Source organism: Natronomonas sp. (genome assembly GCF_046710025.1).
In the GTDB taxonomy this organism is placed as follows: Archaea; Halobacteriota; Halobacteria; order Halobacteriales; family Haloarculaceae; genus Natronomonas.
In genome coordinates this window covers 1-19,555 of record NZ_JBKEGK010000009.1, presented here as the reverse complement: position 1 = coordinate 19,555, position 19,555 = coordinate 1, and the positions used below count along the sequence as shown (strand labels likewise).

The window sequence follows — 19,555 nt, the reverse complement described above, 5'->3', positions numbered from 1 at the left end:
ACCAGCGGGTCGACTCCGGCGGCGCCAACAGGGGCGCCAGGCGGTGGGAGGAAAGCATGCTCAAGGTGCGGAATCTCGACGCCGGCTACGGCGACTTACAGATCCTCTCAGATGTCGACCTCGATGTCAGGGGCAGCGAGTACGTCACCATCGTTGGGCCCAACGGGGCGGGAAAATCGACGGTCATGAAGTCCGTGTTCGGGCTCACAAACCGGATGGATGGCTCCGTCACCTTCGATGGGTCGGACATCACCGATACCCCCCCGGAAGAGATCATCTACGAGGGGATCGGCTATGTGCCCCAAAACCACAACGTGTTCGCGGGTCTCTCCGTCCAAGAAAACCTCGAAATGGGGGCGTACATCCTCGACGAGGTGCCTGAAGACGCCCTCGAGGCCGTCTACGATCGGTTCCCGATCCTTCGGGAACGGCGCGAGCAGCGAGCCGGAGCGATGTCCGGCGGCCAACGACAGATGCTCGCGATGGGTCGGGCGCTGATGCTTGATCCGGACCTGCTCTTGCTCGACGAGCCCTCAGCCGGCCTCGCGCCCGACCTCGTCGACGACATGTTCGACCGCATCGATCGCATCAACGGCGACGGGACCGCGATCCTGATGGTCGAGCAGAACGCCAAGGAGGCACTCAGACGGTGCGACAGAGGATACGTCCTCGTCGACGGACAGAACCGCTACGAGGACGTGGGCAGCGAACTGCTGGCCGACCAAGGCGTTCGACAGGACTTTTTGGGTGGCTGAGCCGAAAGAAGCCGCGGGTCAACGACCCCGCCCGAAGGCCGATCAGTTACCGCCGAGGGCTTCCTGGACCGCCGAGGTGTAGGAGTCCTCGTTCTGGTTGTACGCGACCTGTGCCTCGACGGTTCCGTCGAAGTCGCTCTCGAAGACGCTGGCGAACTGCTCGGAGAGCTGCTGGCCGTAGTCGTTGTTGACGTACAGCGTCGTGGCAACCTCGGCGTCGAGCTGTTCGGAGGCGACCTGTGCCATCACGCGGCCCTGCAGGAGGTCCGACGGGGCCGTCCGGAAGATGTAGTCGTCGTCCTCGAGGTTCGTCACCGACAGCGCCGTCGACGAGGGCGAGCAGCCGACGACCTGGTTCGGAATGAGCGCCTGCTGTGACACCGGGACGTTCACACCGGATGACGCGGAGCCACAGATATAGGGAACGCCGGCGTTGACAAGCGAGTTCGCCGCCTGGATACCGGTGTTCGGCGACGTGTTCGTGTCCTCGAGTTGGGTTTCGACCTGGATGTCGACATCCGCGTTGTTGACTTGCATCGCCGGGATCTCGGCAGCGTTTATCATTCCCTCGCCGACGGAGGCGAGGTTCCCGGTTTCGGGGAGGAGAATGCCGACATCGACGGTCCGACCGAACCCGCCCTCAATCGTGTCCGCGGAGGGACCCGCGCCGTCCGGGTTGTCACCCTCGAAATTCAGCGTATCGGTCGCCTCCGTCCCGCCGTCGCCGGTGAACTCCCAGACGTCGTAGGCGGCGTTCGCCGGGTCGCCGGCCTCGTTGAAGTTGACGTCCGAGGACGCCCCCTGGTAGTTGACCGGGTCGCCGTTGGCGACGGCCTCGACCCCCTCGACGAAGTTGTCAGGGGTGACCTCCATTCCGTCGGGGTTGGCCACGTTCCGCATCTGATCGCGGATGCCGGTGCCGCTGTTTTCGCCCGCCGCGACGTTCGCGAGGATGCCGACGGCGACGGAGTCGTACGACTGGGTTGTGAACACGCCGGGGGCCTCGCCGTACTCGTCCTCGTAGAGGCCGCTAAAGGCCTCCTGAGCGGGACCGCCTGCGGCAGGCGCCGTCCCGACGACGTTCTCCATCGGATTCCCGACCTGTTGTTGCAGTTCGCCGTCACGGAGGCCGTCAGGAACGATGATGTCCTCGCTCCCGTCGCTCAACTGGTAGTAGTCCCGAAACAACGTGTTGCCGTCCTCAGGATAACCGATGACGTTGATAACGTCGACGTTAACCTCACCCATGTCGTCGCCATTACCGCTGCCGTTACCCTCCATGTCGTCGCCATCACCGTTACCGTTACCATTGCCGTTGCCGCCGCCGTTACCGGTGCAGCCAGCCAGGGCCGCGATACCGGTGACACCGGCACTTTTCAGTACGTCACGTCTGTCTATCTTTCTCGACATGCTACCGCTTTATTACAGACCGCCTGACATAAATGTATCCACGTGTCCACTGATGTGTAGTATTGGGGCGTATTCATCCGTGCGCCGATACTGGCTTCGGCGTGTATCTGTCGGTCACCGTCGATGTCTGCTACGAGAGCATTCGGCTCAGATAACTCATATCGGGGGATCGACCACTCCGGATGCCGGCGGCGGGAGCAACACCTCCCCGTCGGGGTGGTCCGTCCGCCACTCACGCCACGTTGATATCGTCGAGGAACGTATCTCAAGACGACGTTCCGCTTCCGGGCCACAGATCGCTTGCGCAAGCATCTGCGACCAGTACGATCCCGTGGTCTCGTCGTACATGACGAGGTTTCCATTGTTGCTGACCCCCGCTTCGCGGTCGGAAAACACCCGCCCGTCCGCCTCGGCGGCGGCCGTGTAGATCCCCGGTGGAACCCACAGCAGTCCAGACACGTCGAAGCGCGCCGGGTCGCCGTCGACGCGTCGGTCGGCGACCATCCCGCTTCGACAGAGCGGGCAGTACGTCACGAGAACCGGCCCGTCGAGGGTGTCATTGATTATCTCGTGAACGTTCAGTACTGTGAGGGGGTATGCCCGCGCCACAACGTCGTTTTCGATACCGATAACAGTCGCCTCGTCGTCCAATCGCCGATATCCGTCCGGGTCGTCGGGCCACTCCCCGGGAGCTCCGAACGACGGGTCGTCGATGGCTCTGATGCCGCCGGGCTTGATATCCTCCGCACAGATCGTCGACGGCATCCCCTGTTCGGCGAGGGTCGGTGCGTCGATTTCACTCGCTTGGTCGTCGGCCGGAGACTCACGGCGCCCGTACCCGACGACACACCCGGCGCTCCCAGCAGCAAGGCCGGTGGCGGCCAGTATCGCTCGACGCCGCATACCCCTTCAGTCCGACTGATCGAACAAAGTCCCTGTCTGGCCGTGCGCGAGGGACGCGATTCCGGGGCGACGCTTTTGTGAAACGTCGACATTTTTCCGGAACGGTACTCTTTGATAACGCAGATATTCCCCGGGTGGGTCTTTGATCGCTCCGGCCCGCTCGCCGGGATCAGGCGAACTCGACGTCAGTGCATTCCTCCCGACAGGTTTCGAGAGCGTGCTTGGCGGCCATCCCGGCACCCTGGGCCGTCCGGTCGGTGCCGACACCGACTTTCAGGTCGACGCCGACCGATTCTCGAACGTGCTCGATCGCGTCGAGGTAGCCGGCTTCGTCGATGTCGTCGCACACTGCGATGATGTTGTCGCCGCCGACAAAGAACGACAGCGACTCGTGGGCCGTCCGCATATAGCGCATCAGTTCCGCGTACCCCTGTTCGATGTTTATAAACGAGTCGAACTCGTTGAGTTGGTCGGTGTACTTGCCGGTCGCGTCGTTGACATCGAAGTGAGCGAGCCGGACGTCGTTGTCAGTTCTGGCCTCGTCGACGATGGGATCACCGCGGAGGATCTCCCGTCGGTCGCAGTCTTGAGCGCTGCCGGCGTCCTGTAGCTGGCCGGTCGCGGTCCCGAGCGCCGCCGCGGGGGAGGTGTCGGCAGCGATGCTCAGGCTCACCGTCACCGGATACCGGTTACCGACCGATTCCTGGATTAGGGCGTGATCGGCGGTGTCGAGACCGTTGGTGACGGCAACCATATTGTCGAAGCGGGTGAAGAAGACGTAGCCTTCTCGATTCCCGATGAGCTGTGAGAGGTCGGCGTACAGCCGCGACTGGAGGGTCTGGAGGTCAACCTCCCGGCGTGGTTCGGGGGTCACCGTCCACGGCCCGTAGTTGTCGATCTGGATGAGCGTTACCTGGGCGTTTGTCACGCCGGTATATTCACGGCCGGCCGATATTTGCCTTGCCATCGGCGACGATACCGCCGGTGTCGGAACCGGGGGAACGACGATCGGGACAAACGGCGTGGTCAGCGGAACGCGGTAATATAAAAGACCGGCGGCGGTGATCCGTATCAGGCGTAGGCGTCGATGTCGACTTCCCACATATCGTGCTCACGCATCGCCCGCCCGACAGCGCGGTGGAACGCAATGATATCCTCGAACTCATCCTCCTCGACACCATCGAAGATGTCGGCTACGCTGACGACGCGGGTGTGGTTCAGCCGGACGGGTTCGTCGCCGTATTCCTCGACGAACTCCGTAGCCGAGAGCGGGAAGTCTTCCTCCTCGTCGAGTTTCTTCGCGAGCACCGCCTGTCCGTACTTTCGCATCCCTTCGGAGCCTTCCTCGCCGTCGGGGTCGTGGGGCCACTCCATATATTCTGGTGCGGGAGCCGGGATCAAAGCGTTTCCGCTCTCGGCCCGCCGACCGGCCAGACTGCCGGCGTATCCATCGGTGAAACGCTCGCAGTATTAAGTAGGGCCGCCGCCGAAGCGTGAATAAGACATCATGTCCACCGAAAGGGCCACTTCTCTCGGCGCGGAACAGGTGCTTGAGTTCCGCCTCGGCGAGGAGACGTACTGCGTTAGCATCGACTACGTGACCGAGATTGTCGATATGGGCGATTTGACGCCCATTCCAAACTCCCCGCCGCACGTCGAGGGTGTCATCGACCTCCGGGGGAACACCACCTCCATCGTCGATCCCAAGGTCGGTCTCGGGACCGACGGCGACATCGGCGACCGGATCGTCATCTTCGATTCGGACATCTTCGAGGACGAGCGCTCGATCGGGTGGGCCGTCGACAGCGTCGAGGAGGTCTCCGATCTCGACGCGGAATCGGTCGACGATTCCCCGATCGAAGGCAATCACATAAAAGGGCTGATCAAGCGCGAGTCGGGGTTCGTCGTCTGGATCGACCCGCGGGCGATGGGCGAGGAACTCGCCAGCGATGGCTCGGCCGCGGACGTGACCCCGGATCGATAACTGACCGCCGAGCGGTCATAACTCCGAGCGGTCGGCATGCGAGCGAACCCATAGCTCTCCGATCCGAGAAAGCCGCGTCCGATAGGAGTTGCCGTGTTCCTCGCGCTCTATGTACCCCTTGCCGCCGGGGCCGAGGCGGTCGACGTTGTAGATGACCTTCGACCGGAAGGAGTCAGTGTACTCCTCGCCGAGTTCGCGGGCAAGCGTCCCCGCGAGTTCCGACACCGACTCGAACTCCTCGTGTTCGCCGAGGGTAAACAGGATCAATTCCTCGAAGGGCTTGACGTTCGAGAAGGAGGCGACGGGGAGTTCGATGATGTGGCCGTCGCCGAAGCGCTTGGCACCGATGGTGGTCCCCCGCTCGTCGAACTCCTCTAGAAGTTCGCGGCCGACTTCCAGCCGTTCGGCGACTCGCTCGTCGTCGATATCGCCATCGAGGACGGACTCGAGGAGATCACATTGGCTTCTGAGCTCCTCTGCCAGTTCGGTCTCAAGATACTTCTCGGGGACGGTGTAGTAGGTGTGGATCCGGTCGCGGTCACCCTCGCGTTCGACCATGATCGAGTGGGCGGCGGTGGCGAAGGCGAACGAAACCGTCCGTGGCATCGCCGAGACGTTGACCCATACCTCGCTTCCGGTGTCCAACTCTCCGTTTATTAGCTCGTACGCCTGTTCGAAGGCAGCGTCGTAGTCGTAAACGTCCTCAACGACGTACTCCTCCGTCTCGGCCCCGAGCAGGTTCGTGAAGTCCTTCTCGAGTTTACTCGCGAGGTTCTTCGAGTACTCGACGTTGGCCTCGCTGCCGACCGCCCCCTCAAGCAGGACCACCCGATCGACATCGAGTTGATCCCGCACCAACGGCGCGATCAGCCGGTCGTAGTCGAAGCCGACCGGGACGATGTGGGTCTGCATATGCGGGAAATGTGGCTGGCGTGTATATAAACCACCAGTCTCGTGGCCCTCGTTCCGCGGTTCGCCGGTGCCGGCCTCGGAGACTAGACTCCTTCAGACATCGCGTGGCTACCGATACGGACATTGACTGGTCCGCCGGCGCGAACAGTCTTGCCCGCGTTATTTGAACGGGGCTTAAGAGTCCAAGACGGGGAACGGTCTCATCTTCCAGCGGGCGTCAGTCGAGCGGATCGTCGATTCTCTCCATGCCACTTAGGTTTTCGATCCCGTCTGGCTTGATAAGGATCTGTCCGCGGTCCCCGGGGGTGTCCGGGGCGTTCGGCTTGGCTCCCACAAGCGTTCCCGGATATGTGTCGAAGAACGGTTCCAACCGGAAGCCGTCGAACGGGAGGTCGTACTGACGCATGTGTTCTTGAAGATACCGAACGGCGGCCTGCTCGCCGACGAGGAAGCCATCGATGCCGTCCGTTCGGTAGTGGATTCCGGCCCAGTTCCGGCCGAACGCCATGTTGGCGGCGAGTTTGTTGAGTTCGTCATTAACCGTGACGGTGCTATCACGAGCGCCGTCGATTTTTTGCTGGGTGGCAGCGATGGTTCCACCAGTTCCTCCGGATTCGTCGGCTATCGTCGAGAGCGTCGTTTGTTGCACGTTGGTGGTTCCGCCACCTTCGAGGTGCGCGTTGGTCGTCCCGTCCGCGATCGGTACGACCATCTGATCGTTGCTGAACGCGTGGGTTCCATCGAACATCGCCTTGAGTGTTGTCACGCAGGCGCCAGCGACACCGCTGTGACCGGCCGGAAACGAGGGGTGGGTTGGCGACCCCTCGGTGTAGGCCTGCGGTAAGAGTGAGCTGCCAAATCCGCCGTTGGACGGTTCTTTTTCGGTTTTCTTCAAGACATCTGAGTCCAACACGTTCTCCGGAATGTCGAACGACCGCTCCCGCTCTCGCTGTGCGTGAATTCGTCCGCCGTACTCCTCGGGCCGAAGCCGTCGGTGGAGCTTCCATTTTCGATACCAGCAAACGTTTTGCCCGGAGATGAACACGTTCACAACGATATCCAGCACGTCGTTCGACCCGAAGTTGATGAACGGTCTGCCTGTCCCAATCTCGTCCGTACCTGTTCCGTACGGAATATTTGGATCGAACGGAACCCCCATTCCCAGCAGAATCTCGGCGGCGTCCCGAATCGAAAGGTATGGGACCTGCCGGCGGACCTTGTTCGCGAGGTCTCGACCCGTGATGATGTGACGCTGGACCTGCTTGTCGGGGTCGTCTTTTCTTACAACCAGATTCGGCGGGGGATTCACGTCCGGAACGGGAACGCCGTTTTGAACCTTCTTCCACGTCTCGAAGTCCGTGAGGTAGTCCGGGCCATCAAACGTGAGTGTCGTATCGCCGCTGTCGAACGTTACAGAGGCCTCAGCGCCAGTCAACACCCGAATCCGTTGGCTCAACGGGATTGCTCCCCGTGGAACGGCCTTCCAGAGGAACTGTGAAATACGCGGCCCCTTCTGTGCCCCGGGAACGATGCCGCGGAACAGATTGTCACTGCTCAGGTCGTAAGCTCTTGGATCGGCGTCGCTTCCTGGGCCGTTGTATCCGGACATCCCTTCGAGTTCGTCGACGGCACTTGAGATCATCGTGTTCGAGTCGTAGTCCCCGTACTGTACATCGCGACACGACGCTCGCCAGTACAGTTCCACCATCTCTGCCCCCGACTGGTCGCTGGCGAATGGCGGGTGCGGGCGGATCTGGAGCATGTGAGGGTCGGCCCCGGACTTCTGAAACGCCAGCGCTCCGTGCGGTTCAACCAGCCTGCGCGGCCGGTCGTCCCCGTCCTCAAGCATGATATCGTTGAACGCATCGATACTACCGTCTTCGAGTGCCTCCACGAGGCTCCGATACGCCGCCTCAGTTGGTACGCCGTCCGCGTCGTGTTCGAGCGCCTTCCCGAAGTTGGTGACCGGGTCGTCGTCCCCGACGCTCTCGTCGGTCCGATACGTCGCCTGCAGGAGCTGCTGTCGTGCGACGCGGTTCCGTCTGAGAAACGCTTCCTGTCGTCGACGCTGTTGCTCGTCAGTCATGTCCAGGTTTCGTTGTTTCGTGCCTGTTCGCCGAAGAATCCGGTCGCGAACTCATACCTGTCCGTTTGCACGCCGTTGCCGACCGTGCGTGGCACCTCGAACTCGACGCGGAGTCCGTGTTTTGTCCCAGGCTCGAAGGCGTTGGGCGTCGCGTTCCCGAGGAGGATATCAACCACCGACGCGGAACCGTCGCCGTCCAAGATGACGCCGGAGCCAACGTTGCCGAGGCCGATTAATGAGGCTAGCGATGACGTGTACGCCCGTGTCGCTGCAGTCACGTCGTCATCGCTATCGATAGTTCCGTACGACACGGTCGTGTTTATCAACTCGTCAAGCTCACCCTCCCTGCCAACTGGGATAGATTCGCTCAATGCGCCTCGCTCCGGTTCCGGTTGTCCGTTTTCCTCGTCCGCTTGCTCCGCCCCCAGCAGCGAGACGTACCCCGGGTTGTCGTCGATTCGAAAGATGAATTCGATGACACCGTGATCGCCCGGTTTGACGTCCGCCAGTTCACAGATCGGCGCATCGACGTCGTTCGTCGGGGTCGGATACTCGCTACTGGTTTCGACCCGGGTTTCAACTTGGGTTACCGACTTCCGCCACGCGACTTTGAGATCCAATTCGCCAGCTGTAACGTTGTTTTTTGAAAACTCCTCGGTGTCGCTAAAGAGCGCCCTAGTTCCCAGACCGACACCGGCCGATGTCGCCCCGATTACGGCGAGCCCTGCCAAAGCCTGACGCCGTGAGACTGTCAAATCCTGCACGACGACCGGATAGGAATTTGTACACTTAATTACTGAGACGGTAAATCGGTCGCGCGCGATTTAACTACTCGTTTTATCGTACATTCACGGATATAATAGCCGATTAAATCGATGTATCGCGACATCATCCAGCAAATATGGCTGGCATAGACAGAACACGCACAATCGAAATATCGGCTTGGTCGCATCCGGCCGAGGCGGTGAGGAGTATATAGGTGATATGCGTGGGTAACAGAGCAAGTAGCACTGACTTCACGACCGTCAGTGTGTACGAATTGAGCTATCCTCGCTACCGCATCTTGATGCCCTCACGCCACCCGTGAGTGACGTGAGCGTGCGTTTGAGTTCGTATCCGTTTACAGTGAAACGCGAACGTCCGGCAGTCGGGGTGAATCTCTCCGGCATCATCGTAGGCCTTGCACCGGACGTATATACCGCGCTCCTCTCCTTCGGGGATACGTGTAATTGATGCGAGTACGTAACCGCCCCGCCTGAGTCACTCGGTCGTGTCGATGCCGAGCGCCTCGTTCGTTCCGCAGTAACACGTCGTCGCGTTGAACCCGAAGCCGAGTGCGCCGACCGCCGCAAGTACCCCGGCCTTTCGCTTGCCGCGTTTGAGTCTACGTAGCGCCACCACGGTCAGCACGACGGCGAGCAGCCCACGGACGAGACGGTCACGACCACCGACGTTCTTTGTGAACGACATACGACTCCGTTGGTCTTCAACTGATTTGTATCTTGACCCAATGTGCCCGATCATGTCGGACGGGTTTTTGCCGAACCTGTCTGTCAGTCTGATCCGAGTGGGTTGATTCCGTCCCGGATATCGAAACCATAAAGCTACCGCTGGTCGTTCATTTCATATCGTATCGATTGGTTCAGGGGTTCTCGAACGCGTGTGGGGCAGCGGACGAACCCGAAGCGGCAAAGCACGGATCGACGCCGCGTGGACCGACTCAACGAGACGCAAACGGGGCCAGGCGCTCACGGACACCAACTGAGGCTACGACCGACGATCATGGCACGTGACACCGACATCTCGAACGTCGTGTTGATCACCGTCGATTCGCTCCGGGCGGACGCGATCGGCGCGTACGACGCCGAAGAGCGCGCCCCAGACGTCGAAGGACACACCCCGGAGATGGACGCTCTCGCCGAGCGTGGGACCGTCTTCGAGGACGCCTTCGCGACCGGCAACTGGACGCCGTTTTCTTTTCCGTCGATTATGGCCTCCAGACCCGTCTTCGCCGACTCCGATCGGATCGGCGTCGCCGAGACGCCGACACTCGCGTCGACGCTATCTGACGCCGGCGTCTCGACCGGCGGGTTCAACGCCGCGAACGGGTTTCTCACGGAGCACTGGGGCTACAACGAGGGGTTCGACGAGTTCGAGCCGTTCGTTGCCAGCGTCGGGTCCAGCATCTACAGCCGCTATCTCGCCACCCACCCGACGGTCGAGGCGTGGCTCCAGTTGGCGACATCACCGGTCCGGCGTCTGGGGTCGTGGCTCCGCGGAGAGGCCGACGACCGGCCCTTCCTCGACACCTCCCGGATGTTTGATGTCGAACACGCAGCGAGCGAGTTTCTTGAGTCGACCGACTCGCCCTTTTTTCTCTGGGTGCACTACATGGACACCCACACGCCCTACGTGCCGGCCCCGCGGTACATTCGGGACGTGTCCGACGGGTGGGTCGGCACCCACCGGATGCTGCACGCCCACACCCGAACCGGGTTGGGGTGGGACGTCGACGAGCGAACGCTCTCGGAGCTCCGGACGCTGTACCGGGCGGCCACCCGGCAGGTCGACGCCAGTATCGGCCGGCTCCTCGATGCGGTCTCCGAGGGCGGGTTCGACGACGAGACGGCCGTCGTCCTCGCGGGTGACCACGGCGAGGAGTTTCAAGAGCACGGCCACCTCGCGCACTACCCGAAGCTCTACGACGAGTTGATCCGCGTTCCGCTGGTCGTCGACGTCCCCGGGGCACCGGCCCGCCGGGTCGAGGGGCCGGTCGGCCTCGACGCGATCCCGCCGACCGTTGTGGACCTCGCCGGCGTCGACTCCCCCGACGCCTGGCTGGGCGAGTCGCTGACCCCGAGCGTATTTGATGGGGACGCGCCGTCCGACGATCCCGTCGTCTCGGTTACGGTCCGCGGCGAGGATGTGACCGCACAGCCGATCCCGCGGTCGCTCGCCGACGGCGACTTGCTCGTGAGCGTCCGGGACGGCGAGTGGACGTACATCGAGAACGTCGAAACGGGGACGACGGAACTGTACGAACGGTCCACCGATCCGACCCAACAGGACGATCGCTCCGCGGATCCGACGCCGGAACAACGCGACATCGTCCGGGAGTTCGCGTCGATCGCCGACGCCCACGCCACCACACTACGGACGGAGCGGACGGACCGGGGCGACGAAGTAGACGACGACCTCGGGGCGCGCCTCGAGGCGCTCGGCTACCGGTAATGCGGTCGTTCCTCCGACGTCTCTTGGCCGGTCCGCTCGCGGCCCGTCTCCGCCGGTTCGTTGCCGTCGGTGCGTTCACCGCCGGGGTCCAGATGGGAGCGCTGTGGCTGTTCGTCGACGGTGCCGGAGTAAACTACATCATCGCCGCCCTGATCGCTATCGAATTCACGATCATTCTTTCGTACGTGCTCAACAACGCCTGGACGTTCCGGGCGACACAAAATAGCGGCCCCATCGAGTACTTACTCGGCCTGTGTAAGACCAACGTCGTCCGTGGAACGGCGATCCCGCTCCAATTGGCCATTCTTTACGTTCTCGTAGAGTGGCGGAGCGTTCCGTATCTGGCGGCAAACGCGGTTGCTATCGTCTTCAGCGGCATCTACCGCTACGTCCTCGACGCACGCTGGACGTGGGGATGAGCGGTCGTGAAGCCGTGGCCGTCGCTGGCTCGAACCTCAGCGACCCCTGTTCGACACGTGGGTTTATTTGACTGTTCGTCAAAATAGTCGAATGGTGGTACCAATGAGCAAGCAGATCCTGATGATCGTCGGCGACTTCGGCGAGGACTACGAGATTATGGTGCCGTTTCAGGCGCTCGAGATGGTGGGCCATGAGGTCCACGCCGTCTGCCCCGACAAGGAAGCCGGCGAGACGATCAAGACCGCGATCCACGACTTCCGCGGCGACCAGACGTACATGGAGTCCCGCGGCCACAACTTCGAATTGAACGCGACGATGGCCGAGGTAGAGCCGAGCGACTACGACGCCCTCTGTGTTCCCGGTGGGCGCGCCCCGGAGTACCTCCGGACCCACGAGCCCGTTATCGAGGCAGTTCAGCACTTCTTCGAGGCCGACAAGCCGGTCGCGGCGGTGTGTCATGGCCCACAGATCCTCGCGGCCGCCGACGTTCTTGACGGCTATGAGATCACCGCTTACCCGGCGGTTAAGGCCGAGTGCGAAGCCGCAGGCTGTTCGTGGGTCGATGGCGTCGTCACCGACGGCAACCTCGTGACCGGGCAGGCGTGGCCGGATCACCCCGAGTGGCTGTCGGCGTTCATGGACCTCCTTGGCGACGAAGTGAGCCACGGCGAAGCGCTCGCGGCGGCCGACGACTGACCGTCGTAATGGGCCGTGTGGCGACCGGAGGCGGTGTCGAACCGGGCGGTCGATAGCGTCAGTCCGCTCCAAGCCCGAAGTGATCGTCGACGTTCGCTTCGGGGTTTGCCGTCGTAGTGGCGGAAACGGCGACGGTCACAACGAGACCGAGAAGCATACAGTAGATCGAGATCCCCCACCCGAGGTAGGTGTCGGAAAACAGGGTGAGAGAGCCGACGCCGACCTCGGGCAGGAAGTTGAACGCGATGTAGACGGCTTGGGAAGCGCCGATCCCGGCGACGAGTCCGGCCCCGGTCGTCCGTCGCCAATACAGCGCAACGATGACCGGAAGGGCGAGTTGTGCGAACCCGCCGAATGCGAGGTCGCCGATGCCGACGAGGATCGATCCGACCGTCGCCGCGCCGAAGGCCTCCGCCTCGGCCCAGACGCTCGCCGCGAGGGCGCCGACCGCGAAGACGACGACACCGGCCCGGCCGAGGCGGTCCTCACCCGTTTCAGAGAGGTCCTTGTCGACGAGCGGACGGTAGATGTCGCGGGTGAAATACGACGAGCCGGACAGCAACATCGAGTCCGAGGAGGACATCATCGCAGCGATCGCACCCGCAACGACGAGGGCGGCGAACCACGCCGGGGTGTACTCCGCGAGGACGACCGGGAGGATGCTCTCGCCTGCGCCGATGTCCGCTTCGAGGCCGAGGCCGCGTCCCCAGGTGCCGAGGAGGAACGCGGGGACGAAAAGCAACAACACGAGGAGCGGCCACAGCGCGAACGACCGCTTCAGTACCGTTTCCGAGGAGGCAGTGAAGAACCGCTGGTTAACCTGCGGGAACATCGCCACGCCGAATGCGATCGAGATCGCGAACGTGAGCATCGTCCCCGCGGTGTAAAACTCGCTGCCCAGAGCGAGGAACTCGGGGTTCGTCGCTTCGAGGCCGGCATTGATCGTTCCGATCCCGCCGTCGACGGCGACGAGCACCCACAACAGCGCGCTCCAGACCGCCAATAGCATGAATGCGCCCTGGAGGGTGTCGGTCCAGGCGATCCCGCGCATCCCCGCCAGCACGACGTAGACGATCATAAATCCCGTTATTAGAGTCGCTCCGGCGACGAAGGGGACAGTCCCGTCTGTGAGGGCGGACAGCGCCCCGCCCGCGCCGATCTGTTGGAGCATGACGTACGGGAACAGCCAAAACAGCGAGACACCGGCGACGAGCGCGCGGATCGCTCGCGACCCGAACCGGTCACCGAGCAACTCACCCAACGTGACGTAGCCGTAACGCTGCCCCAACAGCCACTGCTTGTAGCCGACGACGTACCACAGGACGGCGAAGATAAGCCCGTCCATGAGCCCCATCACGAGGATCCACTCCGGCCCGAAGGCGTAGGCGGTGTCGGGCCCGCCGAAGAACGTGAACGCGGACAGGAGTGTCGCGAAGACGGTGAACAGTAGTACGACGGTCCCGAACGTCCGACTCGCCAGGTAGAAATCCTCCGCCGCACGATCGGTTACCCGGTAGGCGGCGAGGCCGACCCCGAGCGCGACGAAGAGGTAGCCGATGATGATTCCCATCTGGAGGCCGACCGTCATGTCGTTTCACCCTCCGGTTCAACGATCCAGAGCCCCCACGCGCGCCGGGAGAACGCCCTGAAGACGACCGACGCGACGAGCATCCAGCCGATATGCCACCACAGCCATACCGGGAGCCCCCAGACTATGCGGTCAACACCCCACAAAAACCACGGGACAGCGAGCGCGAGGAGCGCAGCCATCACCACCGCCCATCCGTAGCGTTCGGCTGTTGAAGCCATATCGTTGAATATAATTGTAGCTCCTCGTATTAAGGAACACCGATTTTCGATCGAAGCCGTGTATTGAAGATCAATATTCTTCACACTGATGTGCGTCACACGATCCTGCCCGGATAGAGGCGACGGCCCGTCCCAGCCCAACATCACCCCCCAACCCTGAACGAGAGGTCCAATGCGTCGGCGCTGTGCGTCAGCGATCCGAGCGAGACGACATCGACCCCCGTTGCGGCGTATTTGGGGAGTGACTCGAGAGTGATACCACCGCTGGCCTCGGCCACGACACCCTCCGGAAGGGCCTCGGTGGCGGCCTCCGTTTCGGCCGGCGTCATGTTATCGAGAAGGACGATATCCGCGCCTGCTTCGGCGGCCGCGACCGCCTCAACTTCGGTTTCGGCCTCGACCTCGATCCGGGTCGCGAACGAGGCGCGGTCGCGGAACCGCTCGACGGCCCGTTCGACCCCCAGTTCGGTGACGTGATTGTCCTTTATCATCACCATGTGTGAGCAGTCGAGTCGGTGCGTGTCGCCCCCACCGGCCGCGACAGCGCGCTTTTCGACACCCCGCAACCCAGGTGTCGTCTTCCGGGTGCCGGCGACGGCGACGTCGTCGGAGACGCGACGGGCCGCCTCGACTGCGTTCCGGGTCCGTGTCGCGACGCCCGAGGCGTGGCCCGCGATGTTGACCGCCACGCGCTCGCCGCGAAGCGTCTCTCGGGCCGGGCCGTCCGTCCGGAGAAGCACCTCTCCCGGTTCGACCCGGTCGCCGGTGCCGACCGCTGCCGAGGGCTCAACCCCGAGATACTCGAAAACCTGCGTCGCTGCCTCGATTCCGGCGGCGATCCCGCGTTCTGTGGCGACGAGTCGGCCGTCCGTTTCTCCCGGGACATCGTTTGTCACGTCGTGGTGGCCGAGGTCCTCGCGGAGCCAGGCCTCAATTGTGCTGGTCGGAAGCATCGGTTCAGTCGGCGCTTGCCTCCGGAGCATCGACAAGATAGTGGGTGCCGACGCTCTCGTCGTTCTCACTGGCGGCACGCGCGATCAACAGGGCCGCGGTGACGGCGTGGCGGAGTTCGTACAACGACCGCGAGGTTCGAGTGCGAACGTAGGCGTCAACCTCGCCTTTGAGCCGGCGGAGAACCGACTGTGCGTGCACGAGATCCTCCGGGCTGCGCTCGAGTCCGACCTCGCCGTCCATCACGCGCCGGAGTCGATGGAACTTCTCGCGGGCGAACCCCTCGGGCAGTGCCGGATCCCGATTCCGCAGTTCGGGTGGCTCGATAGTCGCCGTCTCGTGGCCGGCCGCATCCGCACCAGCACGCAGCCCCCAGACGAGCCCCTCCAGCAGGCTCGTCGAAGCCAGCCGGTTCGCGCCGTGAACGCCGGTACAGGCTGTTTCGCCGACCGCGTAGAGGGCATCCAGCGAGGTCCGCCCGTGGTCGTCGACGGCGACCCCCCCACAGACAAAGTGCTCTGCGGGCGCGACCGGGATGCCGTCGGCGTAGTCGACGCCGTTGTCCTCGCACAGCGACGCGAGGTCCGGGAACGCCTCGGCGAACGCCAGCGGCGAGACGTCCAGACGGACCTCGCCCGTCGCCTCGCGTTCGGCTTTCACCGCGCGGGCAACCACGTCGCGAGGGGCGAGTTCGGCGTCGTCGTGATACGTGGGCATGAATCGTTCACCGTCGCTGTTCCGCAGGATAGCACCCTCCCCGCGGACGGCTTCGCTCACGAGGAACTGCCCGTCGTCGCCGTCGCGGTTTCCATCGCCCTCCGTCGCGGCACGTGCTGCCTTGCTGCACACCGTCGGGTGGAACTGGACGTACTCCATGTCCGCAACGTCCGCGCCGGCCAGCGCGGCCATCCCGATGCCGTCACCGGTCATACCGTCCGGGTTGGTGGAATCGGGGTAGAGTTCGCCGATGCCGCCCGTCGCGAGCACCGTCGCGCCCGCAAAGGTGGGCGTCACGTCCCCGTCGCGTTCCAGTATCGCGCCGTACACCCGTCCTTCGTGGCGGATCGGTTCGAGCGCTGCGGTGTCCTCACAGATCTCGACGCCGTCGTGTGCGTCGAGGTAGTTCAAAAACGGCACGTGGATCGCTTTGCCCGTCGAGGCGTCGACGTGAAGGATGCGCTCGTCGCTGTGGGCGGCCTCTCGGCCGAGATCAAGGCCGTCACTTATCGACGTTCCCGCAGTTTGCTCGTCCGTCGACGCCGCCGGTCTCTCGCCCGACGGCGTCGCTGTGCGATCAAACTCGATGTCGAGCGTCTCCAGTAGTACGTCTTTGACAGCGTCGTTGGCGTTCTCGACGAGAACGTCGACCGCTTCGGGGTCGGCAGTGCCGTCGCTCGCTTTGAGGATATCGCGCTTGAATTGGTCGGGATCGTCCTTCGATACGGCGATGCCACCCTGGGCCCACCAGGACGACGCGCCCTCAGGCTGGGTGGCTTTCGACGCAACCGTCACCTCAGCACCCTCGCGCGCCGCCGCGAGCGCAGCCGCACACCCGGCGATACCCGATCCGACGACGAGTACGTCGGTTGTTCGTTCCGTCATACTCAGACCTCCAGCATCCGGTCGAGTGCCAGTTCCGCCCGCTGTTTCTCCTCGGGGGTGACCTCGATGACGTTTCGCTCGCGTCCCTCGACCAGTTCCTCGAGTACCCACGTCAGGTAGTTGGGGTCGATCTGCCGCATTGCGTTGCAGTCCATGCACGCATCACCACACAGCGGAAGCACGTTCACCTCCGGATGCCACCGCCCGAGGTGGTTAGTGAGGTGGATCTCCGTGCCGATCGCCCAGGTGTCCCCGGGGTCGGCGTTCTCGATCGTCTCACAGATCGTGGCGGTCGAGCCGGCCGCGTCGGCGGCCGCAACGACTTCGCGGCGGCACTCTGGGTGAACGATCACGTTCGCGTCGGGGTGTTCCTCACGGACCTGCTCTATGTGGTCCACCCGGAACCGCTCGTGAACCTGGCAGTACCCGTCCCAGAGGATGATATCGTTCTCGACGGCCTTGCTCGTGTCCGTGCCCTCGGCGTCCCAGGGGTCCCACTCGACGGTCTCATCCGCTAGGCCGAGTCGGTGGGCCGTGTTCTCCCCGAGATGTTTATCAGGAAGGAAGATCACCTTGTCGCCCCTCTCAAAGGCGTACTCGAAGGCGCGGTGGGCGTTCGAGGACGTACAGACCAACCCGCCCTGTTCCGCGCAAAACGCCTTGAGATCCGCGTAGCTGTTCATGTACGTGATGGGTACGATCTCGGTATCGTCGTCGACGGCAGCGGTGAGTTCCGCCCACGCGGCGTCAACCTGCAGCGCCTCGGCCATCCCGGCCATGGGACAGGAGGCCTCCATCGATGGCAGGATTACGGTCTGGTCGTCGTCGGTAATGATATCGGCCGACTCGGCCATGAACGTCACACCCGCGAAGATCACGTACTCCGCGTCGGCTTCGGCAGCGCGCTTTGAGAGCCCGTAGGAGTCCCCGATAAAGTCGGCGTGCTCCACGATCTCGCGGCGCTGATAGTTGTGACCGAGCACGACGACATCGTCGCCGAGTTCCGCCTTTGCGGCCGCGATCCGGTCGCTTCGCTCCGCTTCGTCCAGCGCCCGGTACGCGGGAGGGAGTTGCTCAAGATGATCGTACTTAAACAGGCTAAGATCTGTTTCGAGGTCCGCCGTTTCCATTTCGTTCATAATCGTTCTCCGGATGTATCTCGACACACAGGACCCCGTATTGATAAGTTTTTGTCTTCAAGAGACGTATAGGGGTACAATCTTATTTAGAAGGTGATCTATGAAACGTCACCAGCGTTGGTAGCCGTCCTTGGCAGCGAGAAGTATTATTCCCCGGCTACCGATGGATAGTAACAGAGCCGCCGCTCCGCGGGACGGAAGCCCTTAGTCGCAGGCAGCCGACCTCGCCGGTATGGATACCGACGAACTCGTCACCGCCGTCAAGGACGGCGATCTGCGGCTTCACGAACTCGAACAACGTGCCGACGCCGACGTGGCGACGGCGGCCCGCAGGCAGCTCCTGGCCGACGAGACTAGTGCGGATCTCGACACCGTCGGGGCCTACGCCTTCGACGCTGCCACAGCCGAACCCAACATCGAGAACATGGTCGGGGCGGCGCAGGTGCCGATGGGCGTCGTCGGCCCGGTCGCCATCGACGGCGGCGCGGTCGACGGCGAGCCGTACCTCCCGCTCGCGACGACCGAAGGCGCGCTCGTCGCCTCTGTCAACCGCGGTTGTGCGGCGATCCGAGCAGCGGGGGGTGCAACCGCCCGTGTACTGAAAAACGCCATGACCCGCGCGCCGGTGTTCAGAGTGGAAGATGTCGCCGAGGCGAGCGAGACGGCGGCGTGGGTCAAGGACAACGTCGACCGCCTCGCGGCGACCGCCGAGTCGACGACGAGCCACGGGGAGTTGCGGGACGTGACGCCCTACGTTGTCGGCGACAGCGTCTTTCTCCGGTTCGCCTACGACACGAAGGACGCGATGGGGATGAACATGGCCACGATCGCGACCGAGGAAGCGTGCGAGGCTGTCGAGGCCGAGACGCCCGCCGACCTCGTCGCGCTGTCGGGAAACCTCTGTAGTGACAAGAAGCCGGCCGCGATAAACAGCATCGAGGGGCGCGGTCGGACCGTCGCGGCCGACGTGTCGATCCCCCGCGAGGTGGTCAAGAGCTACTTCGGGACGACGCCCGAGGCCATCAGTGAGGCCAACACGAGGAAAAACCTCATCGGATCGGCGAAGGCGGGGGCACTCGGATTCAATGCCCACGCAGCCAACACCGTCGCGGCGGCGTTTCTCGCCACGGGCCAGGACATCGCCCAGGTCGTCGAAGGCTCGAACGCGATCACGACTGCCGATGCCCGCGGTGGCGGTTCCACGAGCGACGCGAGTGGAGCCGCGTCGGACGCGAACGAGTCCGGCGGCGACCTCTATGCGAGCCTCACGATCGCCTCTCTCGAACTCGGGACCGTCGGCGGCGGGACGAAACTACCGACCCAGCACGAGGCCCTCGACATCGTCGGAGTCCGCGGCGGTGGCGATCCGCCCGGTGTGAACGCGAACGCGCTCGCGGAGATCATCACGACGGCGGCGCTCGCCGGGGAACTCTCCTTGCTTGGTGCGTTGGCTTCAAATCACCTCGCGAGCGCTCACGAGGAACTGGGTCGGTGAGCGACGCGGCCGAACGGCGGGAAAGCTGCTCCGTCAGTCGGCCGTCTCGCCGTCGGCATACACGCCCTCCCGGACGAACAGCACCGGGCAGGGCGAGTCCGTCATGAGCTTGTGGACCGTGCTGCCGAAGACCGCCTTACCCGTCGGCGACCGCTTCCGCCC

The 19,555-nt window shown here is 63.4% G+C and carries 19 protein-coding genes; 6 read left to right on the top strand and 13 right to left on the bottom strand.

Features of this window, described 5'->3' with window-relative positions; all coding sequences use genetic code 11:
• The first annotated feature begins 56 nt into the window (after window positions 1-56).
• Window positions 57-755, top strand: coding sequence for an ABC transporter ATP-binding protein (locus ACI944_RS01450; protein ID WP_411717293.1), 699 nt, complete (start codon window positions 57-59; stop codon window positions 753-755).
• 42 nt (window positions 756-797) lie between these two features.
• Here the strand turns inward: ACI944_RS01450 and ACI944_RS01445 are convergent, their stop codons facing one another.
• From ACI944_RS01445 to ACI944_RS01430, 4 genes are all read right to left on the bottom strand, one after another.
• Complete coding sequence (locus ACI944_RS01445) at window positions 798-2,165, bottom strand: ABC transporter substrate-binding protein (RefSeq protein ID WP_411717286.1); 1,368 nt, start codon at window positions 2,163-2,165, stop codon at window positions 798-800.
• Window positions 2,166-2,321: 156 nt separating this feature from the next.
• Window positions 2,322-3,068 carry a DUF3179 domain-containing (seleno)protein gene (locus tag ACI944_RS01440; protein ID WP_411717285.1) on the bottom strand — a complete coding sequence of 249 codons (747 nt, stop codon included), beginning with the start codon at window positions 3,066-3,068 and terminating at the stop codon, window positions 2,322-2,324.
• A gap of 169 nt (window positions 3,069-3,237) precedes the next feature.
• Window positions 3,238-3,996: a GTP cyclohydrolase III gene (locus tag ACI944_RS01435; protein WP_411717284.1), complete on the bottom strand. Its 759-nt coding sequence runs from the start codon at window positions 3,994-3,996 to the stop codon at window positions 3,238-3,240.
• A 143-nt stretch (window positions 3,997-4,139) separates the two neighbouring features.
• Window positions 4,140-4,442: a DUF5785 family protein gene (locus ACI944_RS01430; protein ID WP_411717283.1), complete on the bottom strand. Its 303-nt coding sequence runs from the start codon at window positions 4,440-4,442 to the stop codon at window positions 4,140-4,142.
• Window positions 4,443-4,575: 133 nt separating this feature from the next.
• On the opposite strand from ACI944_RS01430, the gene ACI944_RS01425 reads away from it, so the two are divergent.
• Window positions 4,576-5,052: a chemotaxis protein CheW gene (locus ACI944_RS01425; protein WP_411717282.1), complete on the top strand. Its 477-nt coding sequence runs from the start codon at window positions 4,576-4,578 to the stop codon at window positions 5,050-5,052.
• A 15-nt stretch (window positions 5,053-5,067) separates the two neighbouring features.
• Here the strand turns inward: ACI944_RS01425 and ACI944_RS01420 are convergent, their stop codons facing one another.
• From ACI944_RS01420 to ACI944_RS01405, 4 genes are all read right to left on the bottom strand, one after another.
• Window positions 5,068-5,964 (bottom strand): DUF6293 family protein, encoded by an 897-nt coding sequence (locus tag ACI944_RS01420; protein ID WP_411717281.1) that lies wholly within the window; start codon window positions 5,962-5,964, stop codon window positions 5,068-5,070.
• 217 nt (window positions 5,965-6,181) lie between these two features.
• Window positions 6,182-8,050, bottom strand: coding sequence for a hypothetical protein (locus ACI944_RS01415; protein ID WP_411717280.1), 1,869 nt, complete (start codon window positions 8,048-8,050; stop codon window positions 6,182-6,184).
• Complete coding sequence (locus ACI944_RS01410; RefSeq protein ID WP_411717279.1) at window positions 8,047-8,781, bottom strand: SipW-dependent-type signal peptide-containing protein; 735 nt, start codon at window positions 8,779-8,781, stop codon at window positions 8,047-8,049. Before ACI944_RS01410 ends, ACI944_RS01415 begins: the two co-directional genes overlap by 4 nt.
• 529 nt (window positions 8,782-9,310) lie before the next feature.
• Window positions 9,311-9,520 (bottom strand): DUF2892 domain-containing protein, encoded by a 210-nt coding sequence (locus tag ACI944_RS01405; RefSeq protein WP_411717278.1) that lies wholly within the window; start codon window positions 9,518-9,520, stop codon window positions 9,311-9,313.
• Window positions 9,521-9,832: 312 nt separating this feature from the next.
• On the opposite strand from ACI944_RS01405, the gene ACI944_RS01400 reads away from it, so the two are divergent.
• The 3 genes from ACI944_RS01400 (at window position 9,833) to ACI944_RS01390 (ending at window position 12,397) form a co-directional block, all read left to right on the top strand.
• On the top strand, window positions 9,833-11,281 hold the full coding sequence (locus ACI944_RS01400; RefSeq protein ID WP_411717277.1) for a sulfatase: 1,449 nt from the start codon (window positions 9,833-9,835) through the stop codon (window positions 11,279-11,281).
• Window positions 11,281-11,700, top strand: a complete 420-nt coding sequence (locus ACI944_RS01395; RefSeq protein ID WP_411717276.1) for a GtrA family protein — start codon at window positions 11,281-11,283, stop codon at window positions 11,698-11,700. The genes ACI944_RS01400 and ACI944_RS01395 overlap by 1 nt, the downstream gene beginning before the upstream one ends.
• A 103-nt stretch (window positions 11,701-11,803) precedes the next feature.
• Complete coding sequence (locus ACI944_RS01390) at window positions 11,804-12,397, top strand: DJ-1/PfpI family protein (protein ID WP_411717292.1); 594 nt, start codon at window positions 11,804-11,806, stop codon at window positions 12,395-12,397.
• A gap of 58 nt (window positions 12,398-12,455) precedes the next feature.
• On the opposite strand, the gene ACI944_RS01385 is transcribed toward ACI944_RS01390, so the two are convergent.
• The 5 genes from ACI944_RS01385 to nadA form a co-directional block, all read right to left on the bottom strand.
• The gene (locus ACI944_RS01385) at window positions 12,456-13,985 is read right to left on the bottom strand and encodes a sodium:solute symporter family protein (RefSeq protein WP_411717275.1); all 1,530 of its coding nucleotides are present in this window, start codon (window positions 13,983-13,985) and stop codon (window positions 12,456-12,458) included.
• Window positions 13,982-14,206, bottom strand: a complete 225-nt coding sequence (locus tag ACI944_RS01380) for a DUF3311 domain-containing protein (protein ID WP_411717274.1) — start codon at window positions 14,204-14,206, stop codon at window positions 13,982-13,984. The genes ACI944_RS01385 and ACI944_RS01380 overlap by 4 nt, the downstream gene beginning before the upstream one ends.
• A gap of 143 nt (window positions 14,207-14,349) precedes the next feature.
• Window positions 14,350-15,159, bottom strand: coding sequence for a carboxylating nicotinate-nucleotide diphosphorylase (gene nadC, locus ACI944_RS01375; RefSeq protein WP_411717273.1), 810 nt, complete (start codon window positions 15,157-15,159; stop codon window positions 14,350-14,352).
• A gap of 4 nt (window positions 15,160-15,163) precedes the next feature.
• On the bottom strand, window positions 15,164-16,759 hold the full coding sequence (locus tag ACI944_RS01370) for an L-aspartate oxidase (RefSeq protein WP_411717272.1): 1,596 nt from the start codon (window positions 16,757-16,759) through the stop codon (window positions 15,164-15,166).
• A gap of 2 nt (window positions 16,760-16,761) precedes the next feature.
• Window positions 16,762-17,898, bottom strand: a complete 1,137-nt coding sequence (nadA, locus tag ACI944_RS01365; RefSeq protein WP_411717271.1) for a quinolinate synthase NadA — start codon at window positions 17,896-17,898, stop codon at window positions 16,762-16,764.
• A gap of 232 nt (window positions 17,899-18,130) precedes the next feature.
• Here nadA and hmgA point away from each other — a divergent pair, with 232 nt between their 5' ends.
• Complete coding sequence (gene hmgA / locus ACI944_RS01360; protein WP_411717270.1) at window positions 18,131-19,393, top strand: hydroxymethylglutaryl-CoA reductase (NADPH); 1,263 nt, start codon at window positions 18,131-18,133, stop codon at window positions 19,391-19,393.
• Window positions 19,394-19,555 lie beyond the last annotated feature (162 nt).

Excerpts from the sequence above, each read along its gene's own strand:
- ACI944_RS01450 (WP_411717293.1), top strand. The coding sequence starts at position 57 with ATGCTCAAGGTGCGGAATCTCGACGCCGGCTACGGCGACTTACAGATC.
- ACI944_RS01445 (WP_411717286.1), bottom strand. The coding sequence starts at position 2,165 with ATGTCGAGAAAGATAGACAGACGTGACGTACTGAAAAGTGCCGGTGTC.
- ACI944_RS01400 (WP_411717277.1), top strand. The coding sequence starts at position 9,833 with ATGGCACGTGACACCGACATCTCGAACGTCGTGTTGATCACCGTCGAT.
- ACI944_RS01405 (WP_411717278.1), bottom strand. The coding sequence starts at position 9,520 with ATGTCGTTCACAAAGAACGTCGGTGGTCGTGACCGTCTCGTCCGTGGG.
- ACI944_RS01425 (WP_411717282.1), top strand. The coding sequence starts at position 4,576 with ATGTCCACCGAAAGGGCCACTTCTCTCGGCGCGGAACAGGTGCTTGAG.
- ACI944_RS01370 (WP_411717272.1), bottom strand. The coding sequence starts at position 16,759 with ATGACGGAACGAACAACCGACGTACTCGTCGTCGGATCGGGTATCGCC.
- ACI944_RS01415 (WP_411717280.1), bottom strand. The coding sequence starts at position 8,050 with ATGACTGACGAGCAACAGCGTCGACGACAGGAAGCGTTTCTCAGACGG.
- ACI944_RS01420 (WP_411717281.1), bottom strand. The coding sequence starts at position 5,964 with ATGCAGACCCACATCGTCCCGGTCGGCTTCGACTACGACCGGCTGATC.
- ACI944_RS01385 (WP_411717275.1), bottom strand. The coding sequence starts at position 13,985 with ATGACGGTCGGCCTCCAGATGGGAATCATCATCGGCTACCTCTTCGTC.
- hmgA (WP_411717270.1), top strand. The coding sequence starts at position 18,131 with ATGGATACCGACGAACTCGTCACCGCCGTCAAGGACGGCGATCTGCGG.
- ACI944_RS01395 (WP_411717276.1), top strand. The coding sequence starts at position 11,281 with ATGCGGTCGTTCCTCCGACGTCTCTTGGCCGGTCCGCTCGCGGCCCGT.
- nadA (WP_411717271.1), bottom strand. The coding sequence starts at position 17,898 with ATGAACGAAATGGAAACGGCGGACCTCGAAACAGATCTTAGCCTGTTT.
- ACI944_RS01430 (WP_411717283.1), bottom strand. The coding sequence starts at position 4,442 with ATGGAGTGGCCCCACGACCCCGACGGCGAGGAAGGCTCCGAAGGGATG.
- ACI944_RS01390 (WP_411717292.1), top strand. The coding sequence starts at position 11,804 with ATGAGCAAGCAGATCCTGATGATCGTCGGCGACTTCGGCGAGGACTAC.
- ACI944_RS01380 (WP_411717274.1), bottom strand. The coding sequence starts at position 14,206 with ATGGCTTCAACAGCCGAACGCTACGGATGGGCGGTGGTGATGGCTGCG.
- nadC (WP_411717273.1), bottom strand. The coding sequence starts at position 15,159 with ATGCTTCCGACCAGCACAATTGAGGCCTGGCTCCGCGAGGACCTCGGC.
- ACI944_RS01440 (WP_411717285.1), bottom strand. The coding sequence starts at position 3,068 with ATGCGGCGTCGAGCGATACTGGCCGCCACCGGCCTTGCTGCTGGGAGC.